This is a genomic window from Burkholderia sp. AU6039 (assembly GCF_002223365.1).
Classification (GTDB): domain Bacteria; phylum Pseudomonadota; class Gammaproteobacteria; order Burkholderiales; family Burkholderiaceae; genus Burkholderia.
This window is the reverse complement of record NZ_NKFK01000005.1, coordinates 2,290,484-2,304,665: the sequence shown is the minus strand read 5'-3', so window position 1 is coordinate 2,304,665 and position 14,182 is coordinate 2,290,484. Positions and strand designations below refer to the sequence as shown.

At 66.7% G+C, this 14,182-nt stretch carries 17 protein-coding genes; 9 read left to right on the top strand and 8 right to left on the bottom strand.

The window, feature by feature from the left end:
- The first annotated feature begins 48 nt into the window (after positions 1-48).
- On the top strand, positions 49-936 hold the full coding sequence (locus CFB39_RS28070; RefSeq protein ID WP_089475276.1) for a DMT family transporter: 888 nt from the start codon (positions 49-51) through the stop codon (positions 934-936).
- 57 nt (positions 937-993) lie between these two features.
- Here CFB39_RS28070 and CFB39_RS28065 read toward each other — a convergent pair whose 3' ends face one another.
- Complete coding sequence (locus CFB39_RS28065; protein WP_089475275.1) at positions 994-1,362, bottom strand: VOC family protein; 369 nt, start codon at positions 1,360-1,362, stop codon at positions 994-996.
- 77 nt (positions 1,363-1,439) lie between these two features.
- On the opposite strand from CFB39_RS28065, the gene CFB39_RS28060 reads away from it, so the two are divergent.
- Positions 1,440-2,141, top strand: a complete 702-nt coding sequence (locus CFB39_RS28060) for a YafY family protein (RefSeq protein ID WP_089475274.1) — start codon at positions 1,440-1,442, stop codon at positions 2,139-2,141.
- Positions 2,142-2,193: 52 nt separating this feature from the next.
- On the opposite strand, the gene lysA is transcribed toward CFB39_RS28060, so the two are convergent.
- Positions 2,194-3,432, bottom strand: coding sequence for a diaminopimelate decarboxylase (gene lysA / locus CFB39_RS28055; RefSeq protein ID WP_089475273.1), 1,239 nt, complete (start codon positions 3,430-3,432; stop codon positions 2,194-2,196).
- A gap of 109 nt (positions 3,433-3,541) precedes the next feature.
- On the opposite strand from lysA, the gene CFB39_RS28050 reads away from it, so the two are divergent.
- Both CFB39_RS28050 and CFB39_RS28045 read left to right on the top strand, forming a co-directional pair.
- Positions 3,542-4,456: a LysR family transcriptional regulator gene (locus CFB39_RS28050; RefSeq protein ID WP_089427034.1), complete on the top strand. Its 915-nt coding sequence runs from the start codon at positions 3,542-3,544 to the stop codon at positions 4,454-4,456.
- 55 nt (positions 4,457-4,511) lie between these two features.
- Positions 4,512-5,111 (top strand): GNAT family N-acetyltransferase, encoded by a 600-nt coding sequence (locus CFB39_RS28045; RefSeq protein ID WP_089475272.1) that lies wholly within the window; start codon positions 4,512-4,514, stop codon positions 5,109-5,111.
- 121 nt (positions 5,112-5,232) lie between these two features.
- Here CFB39_RS28045 and CFB39_RS28040 read toward each other — a convergent pair whose 3' ends face one another.
- Both CFB39_RS28040 and CFB39_RS28035 read right to left on the bottom strand, forming a co-directional pair.
- Positions 5,233-5,811 (bottom strand): DUF4142 domain-containing protein, encoded by a 579-nt coding sequence (locus CFB39_RS28040; protein WP_089475271.1) that lies wholly within the window; start codon positions 5,809-5,811, stop codon positions 5,233-5,235.
- A 394-nt stretch (positions 5,812-6,205) separates the two neighbouring features.
- The gene (locus CFB39_RS28035; protein WP_089475270.1) at positions 6,206-6,829 is read right to left on the bottom strand and encodes an HAD hydrolase-like protein; all 624 of its coding nucleotides are present in this window, start codon (positions 6,827-6,829) and stop codon (positions 6,206-6,208) included.
- Positions 6,830-6,967: 138 nt separating this feature from the next.
- Here CFB39_RS28035 and CFB39_RS28030 point away from each other — a divergent pair, with 138 nt between their 5' ends.
- Positions 6,968-7,408 (top strand): DUF4087 domain-containing protein, encoded by a 441-nt coding sequence (locus CFB39_RS28030; protein WP_089475269.1) that lies wholly within the window; start codon positions 6,968-6,970, stop codon positions 7,406-7,408.
- A gap of 14 nt (positions 7,409-7,422) precedes the next feature.
- On the opposite strand, the gene CFB39_RS28025 is transcribed toward CFB39_RS28030, so the two are convergent.
- The gene (locus CFB39_RS28025; protein ID WP_089475268.1) at positions 7,423-7,689 is read right to left on the bottom strand and encodes a Txe/YoeB family addiction module toxin; all 267 of its coding nucleotides are present in this window, start codon (positions 7,687-7,689) and stop codon (positions 7,423-7,425) included.
- On the bottom strand, positions 7,686-7,946 hold the full coding sequence (locus CFB39_RS28020) for a type II toxin-antitoxin system Phd/YefM family antitoxin (protein WP_060968669.1): 261 nt from the start codon (positions 7,944-7,946) through the stop codon (positions 7,686-7,688). The genes CFB39_RS28025 and CFB39_RS28020 overlap by 4 nt, the downstream gene beginning before the upstream one ends.
- 223 nt (positions 7,947-8,169) lie before the next feature.
- Here CFB39_RS28020 and CFB39_RS40945 point away from each other — a divergent pair, with 223 nt between their 5' ends.
- Together CFB39_RS40945 and CFB39_RS40940 are read left to right on the top strand one after the other, a co-directional pair.
- Positions 8,170-8,613 carry a GNAT family N-acetyltransferase gene (locus CFB39_RS40945; protein WP_256991467.1) on the top strand — a complete coding sequence of 148 codons (444 nt, stop codon included), beginning with the start codon at positions 8,170-8,172 and terminating at the stop codon, positions 8,611-8,613.
- Positions 8,614-8,670: 57 nt separating this feature from the next.
- Complete coding sequence (locus CFB39_RS40940; protein ID WP_006480837.1) at positions 8,671-8,889, top strand: DUF1653 domain-containing protein; 219 nt, start codon at positions 8,671-8,673, stop codon at positions 8,887-8,889.
- 58 nt (positions 8,890-8,947) lie between these two features.
- On the opposite strand, the gene CFB39_RS28010 is transcribed toward CFB39_RS40940, so the two are convergent.
- Positions 8,948-10,162, bottom strand: a complete 1,215-nt coding sequence (locus CFB39_RS28010) for a winged helix-turn-helix domain-containing protein (protein WP_089475267.1) — start codon at positions 10,160-10,162, stop codon at positions 8,948-8,950.
- A gap of 384 nt (positions 10,163-10,546) precedes the next feature.
- A complete protein-coding gene (locus CFB39_RS28005) occupies positions 10,547-11,935 on the bottom strand; it encodes an MFS transporter (RefSeq protein ID WP_089475266.1) in 1,389 nt (462 codons plus the stop codon).
- A 67-nt stretch (positions 11,936-12,002) separates the two neighbouring features.
- Here CFB39_RS28005 and CFB39_RS28000 point away from each other — a divergent pair, with 67 nt between their 5' ends.
- Positions 12,003-12,263 carry a hypothetical protein gene (locus CFB39_RS28000; RefSeq protein WP_241026077.1) on the top strand — a complete coding sequence of 87 codons (261 nt, stop codon included), beginning with the start codon at positions 12,003-12,005 and terminating at the stop codon, positions 12,261-12,263.
- 136 nt (positions 12,264-12,399) lie between these two features.
- Positions 12,400-14,151 carry an alpha,alpha-trehalase TreA gene (gene treA / locus CFB39_RS27995; RefSeq protein WP_089475265.1) on the top strand — a complete coding sequence of 584 codons (1,752 nt, stop codon included), beginning with the start codon at positions 12,400-12,402 and terminating at the stop codon, positions 14,149-14,151.
- The last annotated feature ends 31 nt before the right edge of the window (positions 14,152-14,182 follow it).

Genomic DNA, 14,182 nt, shown 5'->3' with positions numbered 1-14,182 from the left:
GCGGGCGGCGGATCATCGGTCATCCACTTTCCCCGTTCAGGATTTCCCGTGCAAAAGACGACCGACGGATGGCTCAGCGGCCTGCTGGGCGTGATCATCTTCAGTGGCTCGCTGCCCGCGACGCGTATCGCGGTGCAGGGGCTCGACCCGCTGTTCCTCACCTTTGCGCGCGCGACGATCGCCGGCGCGCTCGGCCTGCTGCTGCTCGTCGGGCTGAAGCAGCGGCGCCCGACGCGTGCCGAGGCCGTGTCGCTCGCCATCGTCGCGCTCGGGGTCGTGATCGGCTTTCCGCTGCTGACGGCGCTCGCGCTGAAGCACGTGACATCAGCGCACGCGATCGTGTTCGTCGGGTTGCTGCCGCTCGCGACCGCGCTGTTCGGCGTGTGGCGCGGCGGCGAACGGCCGCGGCTGCCGTTCTGGATCTTCTCGATCATCGGCAGCGGCGCGGTGGCCGCATTTGCGCTGCGCAACGGCGGCCAGGCGTCGGTGGTCGGCGATGCGCTGATGCTGGCCGCGATCGTCGCGTGCGCGCTGGGCTACGCGGAAGGCGCCCGCCTGTCGCGCGAGCTGGGCGGCTGGCAGGTGATCTCGTGGGCGCTCGTACTGTCGCTGCCGCTGATGTTGCCGCTCACGTGGTTCACCTGGCCCGTGTCGTTCGACGGCGTCGATGCTGCCGCGCTGTGGGGGCTCGCGTACGTGTCGCTGTTCAGCATGCTGATCGGCTTCGTGTTCTGGTATCGCGGGCTCGCGCTCGGCGGGATCGCAGGGGTCGGTCAGTTGCAGCTGCTGCAGCCGTTCTTCGGTTTGCTGCTGGCGGCCGGGCTGCTGCACGAGACGGTGCCGCCGTCGATGGTCGCGGTGACGGTCGTGGTGGTCGGCTGCGTGGCGGGCGCGAAATACTTCTCGAAAATGGCGCCCGTGCGGCGCGCGGGCTGACGTACAAGCCTGAACCGATGCGCGGGCGCGACCGGTCAAGGTCGCGTCCGCGCGCACTCAAGCGTCCGGCGTGCACACGCGCAAGCGGTGGCCGTCCGGGTCGAGCGCGACGAACGTCAGGCCGAACACGGCCGTCATCGGCGCTTGCTCGAACGGCACGCCGAGCGATTGCCATGCGTCGTACAGGCGCCTGACTTCGCGGTCGTCGTCGACCATGAACGCCAGCTCCGACCGGTGGCCGGCGCCGCCCGACACGAAATCGCGCGCGCTGGTCGACCACAGGCCCAGGTGCAGCCCGTTGTCGAACGCGAATGCCGCATAGGTGGGAAACGCGGCCACCGGCGCGCGCCCGAACAGGCGCGCGTAGAACTGCGCGCTGCGCGCCGGGTCCTCGACATACAGAAGAACGAGATTCGGGGAAGTCATGCGGAGCCGTCCTGGGTTCGATTAAGATGCATGTCATTCTATGAATGGATGCTGTCAGAAAGTGGCAGCATGGAACGATGACGCGTGCCGAACGATTGCTCTCGCTGCTGCAGGTGCTGCGGCGCCACCGCCGCCCGGTGAGCGGCCGCGTGCTGGCCGGGGAGCTCGGCATCAGCCTCCGAACGGTCTATCGCGATATCGCGTCGCTGCAGGCACAGGGCGCGGACATCGAAGGCGAGCCCGGTATCGGCTATGTGCTGCGTGCGGGATTCATGCTGCCGCCGCTGATGTTTTCGCAGACGGAACTGGAAGCGCTGATGCTCGGCTTTCGCTGGGTCGGGAAGTTTGCCGATGCGCAGCTCACGGCGGCTGCCGACGATGCCCTCGCGAAGATTTCCGCGGTGCTGCCGGCCGAGCTGCGCCGCGAGATGGAATGCACGACACTGCTCGTCGGCCCGCGCACGATCGTGGATCGGGAAACCATCGACATGGGTGTCGTGCGCGCGGCGATCCGCACCGAAAGCAAGCTCGGGATCCGCTATGCGGGCGAGCGCCGAAAAACGGTCGACGAACGGATCGTGTGGCCGTTCGCGCTCGGCTATTTCAATGACGTGCGGATCCTGGCGGCGTGGTGCGAAGACCGGAACGATTTCCGGCATTTCCGGGCGGATCGCATCGTCGCGCTCGAACCGCTGGAGGTGCGCTATCCACGGCGGCGCGCGGCGTTGCTGAAGGCGTGGCGCGCGGCGGGTGCCGACGTGCGCGTGACGGTGAGGTAGGGGGGGGCGGCCGGGGCGCGCAGGCCGCGCACCCCGTTCCGTCATGCAGGCGTTACTCGAACGTTTCGAGCGCGAGCAATTCGCCGATCGTCTGCCGGCGGCGAATCAGCCGCGGCGTGCCGCGATCGACGAGCACTTCCGGCGCGAGCGGCCGGCTGTTGTAGTTCGATGACATCGACGCGCCATACGCGCCTGCATCATGCAGGAACAGCAGGTCGCCGATCTGCGGCTGCGCCAGCTTGCGGTGCGTGACCACGCCGCCCGCGTCCTGCGTGAACACGTCGCCCGATTCGCACAGCGGCCCCGCGATCGCGAGATCGACGAGCGGCCGTCCGGCCGGCAGCGCGCCATCCTGCGTGTGCACCGACACCGCGTGGTAGCTGCCGTACATCGACGGGCGCATCAGGTCGTTGAAGCCCGCGTCGATCAGCACGAAGTCGTGCTTCGGCCGGCGGTTGACGGCCTGCACTTCGGTGACGAGCGTGCCGGCTTCGGCGACGAGGAAGCGGCCCGGCTCGATCTCGATGCGCACCGGGTGGCCGAGATGACGCTCGATCCGCTTGCGCGCGGCGTCCCACTGGCTGAAGTAGTGATCGACGTCAACGCGCGGCTCGCCGTCGCGATACGGGATCGACAGGCCGCCGCCGGCCGAGATCGCGTCGATGTCATGGCCGAGCGACGTGACGAGATCGACCATCGCATCGCACACCTGCGACAGGTGGCCGTAGTCGACACCCGAACCGATATGCATGTGGATGCCGACGAGCTTCAGCCCGTACTGGCGCACGATCTCGATCGCGCGCGGCACGTCGTCGATCCAGATGCCGTGCTTGCTCTGCGGGCCGCCGGTGTTGGTCTTGTTGCTGTGACCGTGGCCGAAACCGGGGTTGACGCGCAGCCACACGCGATGGCCGGGCGCGTGCTCGCCGATGCGCGCGAGCATGTCGAGCGAACCGGCGTTCACGGTCACGCCGTGCTTCAGCACGGCCGCGAGCGTCGGTCGGTCGATCAGGTCGGCCGTGAACACGACGCCTTCCGGCTCGCCGGCGGGACTGAACCCGGCCGCGAGGCTGCGCTCGATCTCGCCGAGCGATACGGCGTCGACGCACGCGCCTTCCTCGCGCATCAGCTTCAGGATATGGACGTTCGAGTTCGCCTTCTGCGCATAGCGGATCACGTCGAACTGGCGCAGTTGGGCGATGCGGTCGCGGATGACGTCGGCGTCGTACACCCACAGCGGGGTGCCGTATTGCTGCGCGAGCGTCGCGAGCTGGCGGGAATCGAGGGACATGGCAGATGAATCGGGTCGAATGAACGGATAACGGGAATGATGCACCTGATCGTCTATACAGTAAAATGCCTGTTTATCGACATTCGATTCATATCTGATATAGACGATCATGCTCACGCACCGCCATATCGAGGTCTTTCGCGCGCTGATGGTCACCGGCAGCACGACGCGCGCGGCCGAGATGCTCTATACGTCGCAACCGACGATCAGCCGCGAGCTTGCGCGCATGGAGCAGGTCGTCGGCTTCGCGCTGTTCGAGCGCGCGCACGGCCGGCTGCGGCCGACGATGGCCGCGCTCACGCTGTTCGACGACGTGCGGCTCGCGTATGTGGGGCTTGAACGTGTCGCCGCAACCGCCGCGCGCCTGCGCGAGTTTCGTGACGGTCAACTGTCGGTGATCGCGCTGCCGGCGTTCTCGCACGCGATCCTGCCCGGTGCGTGCCGGCGTTTTAGCGAGCAGCATGCTGGCGTCAGCGTGTCGGTGGCGACGCAGGAATCGCCGGTGCTCGAAGAGTGGCTGACCGCGCAGCGTTACGACCTCGGGCTGACCGAGCGCGACGTCGCGCCGGCCGGCACCGTGCTCACGCCGCTGCTCGAAGTCGACGAAGTGTGCGTGCTGCCCGACGGCCATCCGCTGCTCGCGCAGGACGCGATCGATCTGCCGGATCTCGCGGATCGCCCGTTCGTGAGCCTGTCGCTGAACGATCCGTACCGCATCCTGATCGACGAGGCGTTCGCGCAACTCGGCGTGGCGCCGCGCTCGGTCGTCGAAACACCGTCGGCCGTGTCGGTGTGCGCGTTCGTGCGGCAGGGGCTCGGTGCCGCGATCGTTAATCCGCTGACCGCGCTCGATTTCGTCGGGCGCGACCTGCACGTGCGGCCGCTCACGCGATCGTTTCCGTACCGGGTCAGCGTGATCGTGCCCGAGCACCGGCCGAAGAGCCTGCTCGTCGATGCGTTTGCCGACGCGTTGCGCGGCGAGGCGAAGGCGATTCGCCGCCGGTTGGCCGCGCTCCTCGGCTGACGCGGCCGTATGATGGGCGTTTCGCCGTCATCGCCGCCACTTTCCGGAACCCTTCATGACCGACGCTTCTGCTTCCCTCGAACCACCGATCCTCACCGGCCAACATGTCGAACTGAGGCCGCTCGATTCATCCGACCGGCAGGCGCTGCTGGACGCGGCTGCCGACGGCCAGCTGTGGAACCTGAAGGTCACGGTCGTGCCGGGCCCCGAGACGATCGACGCGTATATCGACACCGCATTGCAGGGGCGTTCGGCCGGCACCGTGATGCCGTTTGCGATCGTCGATCGCGCATCGGGCCGCGTGATCGGCAGCACGCGTTTCTGGAAGATCGATCGCAAGAACCGCAAGCTCGAGATCGGCCATACGTGGCTGAGCGAATCGGCGCAGCGCACGCGCGCAAATACCGAAGCGAAATGGCTGCTGCTGGGCTATGCGTTCGACGTGCTGCACTGCGTGCGCGTGCAGTTCACGACCGACGAGCTGAACGAGAAATCGCGCGCGGCGATCCTGCGGCTCGGTGCGAAGCAGGAAGGGATCGTGCGGCACGAACGGATCATGCCGGATGGCCGCAAGCGCAATTCGGTGCGCTTCAGCATCATCGACGACGAATGGCCGGAGGTGCGTGCGCGGCTGTTGGCGAAGCTCGCGACGTAACGTGTCACGCGTGAAGCGTGAAGTGTGACGCTTGACGTGCGTCGCGCCGCCGGAAGGGGAGCGGCGACGCGACGACAGGGGGAAGCAGTGCGCCGCGCGTGATGCGCGGCGCTGCGGCGCGTTACTGCGCCGATGCGAGGTGGTGGCGTTCCGCGAGCTTCTGCGCGTCGGCGTAGTGCTTCTGCAGGATCGGCAGCGACTGGCGTGCGACTTCCTTCAGCTTCGTGTCGCGGCCCGACGCGATTTCGGCCTGGAATGCCGAGATGGCCTTCTGCTGGCCGGCGAGCGCGACCTGCTCGATATACGCCTTGTCGAACTCGGCGCCGCGCAGGTTCTTGATGCTGCTCAGCACGGCCGTGTCGGGATCGTTGGCCGGCACGTCGACGCCGCGCGGGCTGGCCGCGCGCATCGCCTGGATGATCTTTTCATCGTCGGTCGACACGCGTTGCGCGAACGCCTTGACCTGGCTGTCCGACGTGCGCGAATCGGCGATGCGTGCCGCGTCGTGCTGCGTTGACACGGTCTTCGTGCCGTCGGTGATGAAGGCCTGGTCGGCTTCGTGGATACGCGTCGCGGCGGCGGCCGGTGCGTTCGGCGAGGCCGGTGCCGGTTGTGCGGTTTGGGCGGTCGCCGTCACGGCGACGAGAAGCAGGCCAGCGGCAGACAAAGCAAGGCGCGAGAGTTGGGGAAAGCGGTTCATGGGACCTCCTTTCAATCGGGGCTCTGGTTGAAAAACGGATCACGTGATCCGTCGCTGTGCGAGAGACCGGGCGCGCCCGGGCCGGATTCGACCGCCGCTCTGCCGCGGCGCCGGTCGAAGTGTTTCCCGGCCCGACTGATTCTAGGAGAGCGATCCGGTAGCAGGTGCAACCGCGCTGTGGTTTGTGTAACGGATGGTAAGACGAATCGGTGAGCGAGCTTGGCGACAGGTATTGCATACCTGTCGCGTGTGCGACGGCGGCAATTTTTGCGCGCCTGTGGCGTGCGAGATGCACGTTGATGTCATCTGCGTTTCATCGTCGTGCGGCTGTGTCGTGCGATGACGTGTGCATCGCGCGATGAGGCGAACCGGATGCGCGCAGCGCGCGCATGCGTCACACGCGATCGAGCAATGCGTCGAGACGCGGCAGCAACGGTGTCGCGCAATGCGCCTGCAACGCGTCCGGCGCGGTGTAGCCCCACGCGACGCCCTGGAATGCAATGCGCGCGCGACGTGCCGCGTCGGCGTCGCGGATTTCATCGCCGACGTACAGCACTTCGTCGCTGCGCACGCCGGCCTCATGAACGAGTGCGCGCAGGCGACGCGCCTTGCCGAACAGCGGAATGCCGCACGCGAAATGCTCGACACGGCTGCTGGCGTGCGGGCCGAGCCGGTCACGCACGATCGCCTCGGTATTGGACGTGGCGATCGCGATGCGGATGCCGCGCGCGGCGAGCGCGTCGAACGTTTCGTCGACGCCGGGGAACAGCGCCACTTGCGCGACGCGCGGCTGCATCAGGCGGCGCATGTCGATCGTCACGCGCGGCACTTTCCACATCGGCACGTCGAGCGCGCGAATGATGTCGCGCGCCGACATGCCGCGGAGCGCCGGGCGCAGCTCGGGCGTGGCGTCGCGAAAGTCGTGCATGCGCGACGCTTCCGACAGCGCCGCGAGAAAGCTGTCGAGCGAATCGGCGAGCGTGCCGTCGAAGTCGAATGCGATGAGGCGGTAGGGCATGAAGCGGCGTGGTGAGTTGATGGGGCAGGCGACATTGTCACCGAATCTGCTGAAAGCCGATCTCGTAGTCGCCGCTCGCGACGATCGAGGCGACCGGACGGCTGGTGCGGACGAGCGACATGCGAGAGAAAGCCCGGTATGCTGTCCGGCACCCGCAATGGCGGTTTCCCGATGCACATTCGTTTCCGGATCGATCACATGACAATCACTCGTGCACGTCTTGCAATGTGGATGCTGGGTGCAGCCTTTACGTTGGCAGCCGCGACGCAGGTATCTGCCGCACCGGAAAAGCGCTGCGGATGGCTTGAGAATCCGTCGCCGGCCAACTGGTGGCTGAACGACAAGGACGGCACCTGGACACTGTTGACGATGGGCAACGAGCCGGTACCGGGCCTCGACAAGATGCCCGACATGTCGACGAAGGGCTGGGTCGTCACCAACGCCGGCGGGCATGGCTACGGTTGCGCATGCCTCGACCTCGAAATTGACCCGCGCACGCGCGAGGTGACGCGGATAGTCGCGGCGCGGCCGCTGCCGTTGAAGCGTTGCAAGGCAGATCGCGCGTTGCGGGCGCCATGAGCCGCGGGGCGATGCTATTCGTAGTGGTAGCGGCAGGACACGATGCTGATCTGCAAGTCGTCGGCCTCGTAGACCAGACGGTTCGTGTCGTCGATACGGCGCGACCAGAAGCCGGAGAGATTGGCCTTTAACGGTTCGGGTTTGCCGATGCCTTCGAACGGCGTTCGCTGGGCTTCGCGAATGAGCTGGTTGATGCGCTTGAGCGTCTTGCGATCCTGCCCCTGCCAGTAGACATAGTCGTCCCGCGCGTCGGAAGTAAAGAGCACGCGGCGTACACTCATTCGTCATCCGCCGCGAGCTTGTGTTCCTTTGCCTTGCCCTTGCGTAGTTGTGCGATCGAACGCTCGAGATGGGCGACGTTGGCCGGCGAGCGCAGCAAGTGCACCGTCTCCATCAGGCTGTCGTAGTAGTCCTGCGACATGATGACGGCGTTCGGTGCATCGCGGCGCGTGATGAGCGTCACGTCCGCATCGTCGACGACCTGGTCGATAACAGTCTTCAGATTGCCACGGGCATCCGAAAAATGAATCGTGCGCATGATTGCCTCACTTGTACATATAACGGTACAAGTTTAGCACAGTCGATAAGTGTGTACGGTTTGCTGTACAAGTCGACGGCCCCAGCCTCGTTACACACCAGAATCGCCCCGGAATGAACATGCGTGTCGTCTGGCCGTGGCGACAAGTGTCGCCGCTTGTAGCCCGCCGCGCCGCGCGGTATCGTCAGCGTCTCGCCTTCCGCCACCCCAACCGGAGACCGACGTGCCCACTGCCACCCCCGCCACGCTGAGATTTTCCACCGACAAGCGCGAACTCGACGTCGACGCGATCTTCGACTTCCTGCATCGCGACGCGTACTGGTCGCAGGGCATTCCGCGCGACGTGGTCGAGCGGGCGATCGACGGCTCGCTGTGTTTCGGCGCCTACGTGGGTGACCGGCTCGTCGGGTTCGCGCGGCTCGTGACCGATCACGCGACGTTCGCTTACCTGTGCGACGTGTTCGTGCTGCCGGCCGAGCGCGGCAACGGCTACGGCCGCGCGCTGATCGACCACGTGTTTGCACAGGAGATGGTGCAGGGCCTGCGTCGCATCATGCTCGTGACGTCCGATGCGCACGAGTTGTACCGGCCGGTCGGCTTCGAGCCGTGCGCGAATCCCGAACGGATGATGGAGATCCGCCGCCCGGACATCTACGCGAAACGCTGACGTGCGGCGCAGCGCATACAATACGCGCTTTCCGTTTTTGCCGAAGAGAAGCCCATCATGACCGAACAGGAAGCCGAACAGCTCGCGACGCATCGCCATTACAAGGGCGGGCTGTACCGCTACATCGGCGTTGCCCGCCATTCCGAAACCGAGGAATCGGTGGTCGTGTACGAACACCTGTGGCCGCATGCACGCGGGCTGTGGGTCCGGCCGGAAGCGATGTTCAACGGGAACCTCGAAGACGGCACGCCGCGTTTCCGCAAGTTGCGCGACTGATTGACGGCCGGCGCGTAGACATCCGCGCCGCCGCCGTGCCAGCCGGCTGCGTGGACGGCTACGCGCCGGCCAGCGCCTTCACCAGCTCCGGCGGGGCCTGCTGCCCGACCGTGACTTCCGGCGTGCCGTGCCACGCCGCGAGCTTCTTCACCGCCTTCGCGACATCGGCTGCGAGCCCCGTGCCGAACCGCACGCCAGGCTCGACATGCACTGCCTTCAGTTCGAACGTGCCGAGCGTGCGATGCGCCTTTGCGTCGATGCGCCCGACCAGCCGCCCGCGATGCAGCACCGGCAGGCAGAAATAGCCGTAACGCCGCTTGTGCCCGGGCGTATAGCATTCGATCGTGTAGTCGAATCCGAACAGCGTCGACGCTCGCCGCCGGTCCCATACCACCGGATCGAATGGCGACAGCAGCGTCGTGACCGTCGAGCGCAGCGTGTCGGCCTCCGCGGCCGGCAGCAACGCTTCGAGCGAGCGATGCACGTAGGCCGGCTCCTTCCAGTCTTCGATCGCCACCGGGATCAGGTCGCCCGCGTCCGCGAGCTGCTCGAGCTCCGCGCGGTAGGAGCGGCGCGGCAACCGATAGTAGTCGGCCACCCAGTCCGCGCGCACGACGCCGAGCGCCCGGCACGTGTAGTCGAGCAGCGCGGGCAGCACGGCGTGGCGCGGCGGCAGGTCGCGCGTGTCGTCCCAGTCGGGCAGCACGCGCTCGCGCACGTCGTACACGCGCTGGAAATTGCGGCGTTCCGACACCATCAGGTCGCCCGTCGTGAACAGCACTTCCAGGTGCCGCTTCTCGGGCTTGCGATCCCACCAGCCGTTGCCTTTCACACCATCCTCGCGGGCGAAATCGGCCGACCGTACCGGGCCCTCGGCGCGAATCCGCGCGAGCAGCCGCTCGATGTCGGGACGATTCTGCTCATGCCACTCGGCCGCGTATTTCCAGCCCATTCCCGACGGATCGAGCATCTTGTAGCGCATCAGGCCGAACTGCTCGACCGGCAGGAAGCACGCTTCGTGCGACCAGTATTCGAACAGGCGCGCCTCGGCGAGATGTTCGTCGAGCCACTGCGGCGAGAAATCGCCGAGACGGCTGAACAGCACGAGATACGGGCTGCGCGCGACGACGTGAATGGTGTCGATCTGCAGCTGCGCCATCCGGCGGATCGTGTCGAGCACGTCGGATTTGGTTGCCTTGCGGCGGGGCGGCGTCAGCAGGCCTTGCGCGGCGAGATGCAGCGCGCGGGCGGCGGCGGTCGAGAGCGTAAGCATCGGAAGGGCGGCCGGGAGTGATGGTCGGGAACCACTTTAGCGCGAAAGCGGCGCGCGCGTGCGACGTGCCGATGCGCCGCGTCTGACAATGCTTGACAGATGCGTTGCGCAAGTTTCCCTATAGTGCAGTTCATGGCGCAACGATAAACACGCGCAACGATTTTGCTTCCGACGCACATATGTCCATGGCACGCAGGAAGTGAATCCGGGATTCTCAACCCCCATCGGGAGACCCGGAGCCCTGAGCGGACATCCATGCGGCTGTGCACCGGCCCCGTGTGGATGTCCGCTGATTTTTTTGTATTTTCCGGTTTTGCCTCGCGGGTGGTTTTTCCTTTTGCCCGTTTGGCCCCTTTCGTGATTTCCCGCCCGTCTGCCTGATCGCTATTGCCGCTTGCCGCGCGCGACTTCGTCGCCGGCGCCGGGCGGCAGCCGCCGCGTGATCGGAATCGACGCGAACGAGCACAGCCCGACCACCAGAAACGCGGGCCAGAAATCCGACCACATCATCTTCTGATGGCCCTGCAGCCAGTGCGAAATGTGCAGCACGAGGCCGGCGACCGTCACGCCCAGGCCGAGCGACATCTGCTGCACGACGCTGCCGAGGCTCGTCGCGCGGCCCGCGTCGCGCGGCGAGATGTCCGCGTAGATCATCGAGTTCAGGCTCGTGAACTGCAGCGCCGGGAAGATGCCGCCGACGAGCACGATCAGCCAGATCGCCCAGGTCGGCATGCCGGGATGGAACACGCCGTACGCGGCGATCGCGAGCCCCGCGAAGGCCGCGTTGTAGATCAGCACCGTGCGGAAGCCGAAGCGGCGCAGCGTATGGGTGGCCGTCGAGCGGCTCATCGCGCCGCCGAACGCGGACGCGCACGTGATGAGCCCCGAATGGAACGCGCTCATGCCGAGCCCTTCCTGCAGCGCGAGCGGCAGCAGGAACGGCACCGCGCCGAGGCCGATACGGAACAGCGACCCGCCGACGACGCTCGCATGATACGTGGGGATCTTGAGGAAGCTGAGGTCGAGCACCGGGCGCTCCTTGCGGCGCGCGTACGGTACGTACAGCGCGAGCAGGGCGGTGCCGGCCACGCACATGACGAGCGCGTTCGAGCGTGACGTGAGCGAGCCGTCGATCAGCGTGAGGCCCATCAGCAGCAGCGCGGCGCCGCTGGCCGACAGCAGGAAGCCGAACCAGTCGAGCGGGCCCGGATCGGGCTCGCGTGTGTTCGCGATGTGCTTGCTGGCGAGGTAGATTCCGTAGATGCCGATCGGCACGTTGATGAAGAAGATCATCCGCCAGTGCAGGTAGGTCGTGATGAAGCCGCCGACGAGCGGCCCGACCGTGGGCCCGAACAGCGCGGGAATCGCGAGGTAGTTCATCGCGCGCACGAGATCCGAGCGCGGCACGGCGCGGAAGATGATGATGCGGCCGACGGGCACCATCATCGCGCCGCCCACGCCCTGGATGAAGCGCGCGAACGTGAGCACGCCGAGGGAATTGGAGGCCGCGCACATCAGCGAGCCGACGACGAAGATGCCGATCGCGGTGCGGAATACGGAACGTGCGCTGAAGCGGTCGGCCAGCCAGCCGCAGATCGGAATGAACACGCCGAGCCCGACCACGTAGGCCGTGATCGCAATGTTCAACGTGACGGGGCTGTGCCCGAAGTCCCTCGCCATCGCGGGGAGGGCGGTGACGATGATGTTCGCGTCGACGCTTTCCATGAACAACGCACAGGCAACGATGAGCGGTGCTAGAAAGACGGGCGACATGGGCTGGGCGCGCGGTAAAGACGCCATTATGCCCACAATGTGACCGTTGAGTCACGTACGACAACAGTTGTTCCGCATGTTGCAACAGTCGTCCTGGTTGGCGGCGGCGTGGAAAGAACGACCGCAGGACGCTGCTGCGCGCGCTCGGGCTGCGCGATGCGCCGCGCCCGCCTTCGTCGCGCACGATTCGCTCGCGATCGTGAAAGGGCGCGTCGATGCAGCGGGCGCGCGCGGCGAGACCGGTGCGGATGCGTTCGACGCGCGTGCGTGGCGGGCCATGTCCGGTTATCTGTATCTGCGCGAGTTGCACGAATCGAAACTTGCTTGATGTGCACGTTTCGTGCGAAAGTCGGACCCACTCGCACCACAAAACGACGCGCATCGATCGAGGGCCATCGAGACGAGCGCGCGCGCGAACGAGACCTCGTGCCGACCCACTCACCATCGAAAGGAGGGGACACGTCATGACGTCACGTCGTGCCGCATCGATCGCATCGCGCTTTTCAAGCCGCTTCTCAAGCCGCTTCTCAGCCCGTCTCTCACCACCTCTCGCGCCACCCGCGCCGCGTCTTCGCTGGGCTGCCGCGCTGGCCGTCGCGTATCTCGCCGTCGCCGGCTGCGCCGCGCAGGCCGACAACGCGAACCAGGCCGCCGCGCAGGCGGCTGCCCAGTCGGCACCGCCGGCTACGGCCTCGATTGCCACCCCCGCCTCAGGCACGCTGCTGCCGCCGCCGAGCCAGCTCTACGGCGACCTGTTCGTCGCGGTGCAGACCGCGCAGCTCTATCCCGACCAGAAGACCTTCGTCGACGCGACGCCCGATGGCGATCCGGCGACGATCGTGCAGTTGTATCAGCAACAGAAATCGCAGCCGGGCTTCTCGCTGAAGGCGTTCGTTGCCCAGCATTTCACGCCGCCGCCGGAAGGCGGCGTGACGCCGCCGCCGAACCAGACGCTGCGCCAGCACATCGACTGGCTGTGGCCGCAGCTCACGCGCACGAGCACGACGGTGCCGCCGTACAGCTCGCTGATCCCGCTGCCGAAGCCGTATGTCGTGCCCGGCGGCCGCTTCCGCGAAGGCTACTACTGGGACACCTATTTCACGATGCTCGGGCTGCAGGTGTCGGGCCGCGAGGATCTCGTCGACAACATGCTCGACAACTTCGCCCATCTGATCGACACGATCGGGCACATCCCGAACGGCAATCGCACGTACTACGCGAGCCGCTCGCAGCCGCCGTTCTTCGCGTACATGGTCACGCTCGCCGCGCAGGCCGAAGGCGACAAGGTCTATCAGAAATACCTGCCGGCACTGCGCAAGGAACATGCGTACTGGATGCAGGGCGAAGCCACGACGCCACGCGGGCAGGCCACGCGCCATGTGGTCGCGATGCCCGACGGCGCGGTGCTGAACCGCTACTGGGACGCGAGCGATACGCCGCGCGACGAGTCGTATCTCGAGGACGTGACGACCGCGAAGTCGGTGCCGGCGCGTCCGGCGAACGAGGTCTATCGCGACCTGCGCGCGGGCGCCGAAAGCGGCTGGGACTACAGCTCGCGCTGGTTCGGCGACGGCAAGACGCTCGCGACGATCCGCACGACGTCGATCGTGCCGGTCGACCTGAACAGCCTGATGTTCCATCTCGAGACGACGATCGTGAAGGGCTGCGCGGTCACGCGCGACGTGGCGTGCGTGACTGATTTTTCCGCGCGCGCGGCGCGGCGCGCGGCCGCGATCAACCGCTATCTGTGGAACCGCAAAGGCTACTACGGTGACTACGACTGGCAGCAGCGCCAGCCGCGCGACGCGGTGACGGCCGCTGCGCTGTATCCGTTGTTCGCGGGCGTGGCGTGGCCCGAGCGCGCGAAGGCGACCGCCCGCGAGGTGCGCAAGACGCTGCTGCAGCCGGGCGGCCTCGCGACGACCACCGTGAACACCGGGCAGCAGTGGGATGCGCCGAACGGCTGGGCGCCGTTGCAGTGGATCGCGATCGACGGGTTGCGACGCTATGGCGAACCGGCGCTTGCGAAGGACATCGGCACGCGCTTTCTGTCCGACGTGAAGCATGTGTATGCGACCGAAGGCAAGCTCGTCGAGAAGTACGTGGTCGAAGGCGCCGGCACGGGCGGCGGCGGGGGCGGTGAATATCCGCTGCAGGACGGTTTCGGCTGGACCAACGGCGTCACGCTGAAACTGCTCGGGCTGTACGGCGAATGACGCGCGGCGCACGCCGCGCGCTGGCACCGTA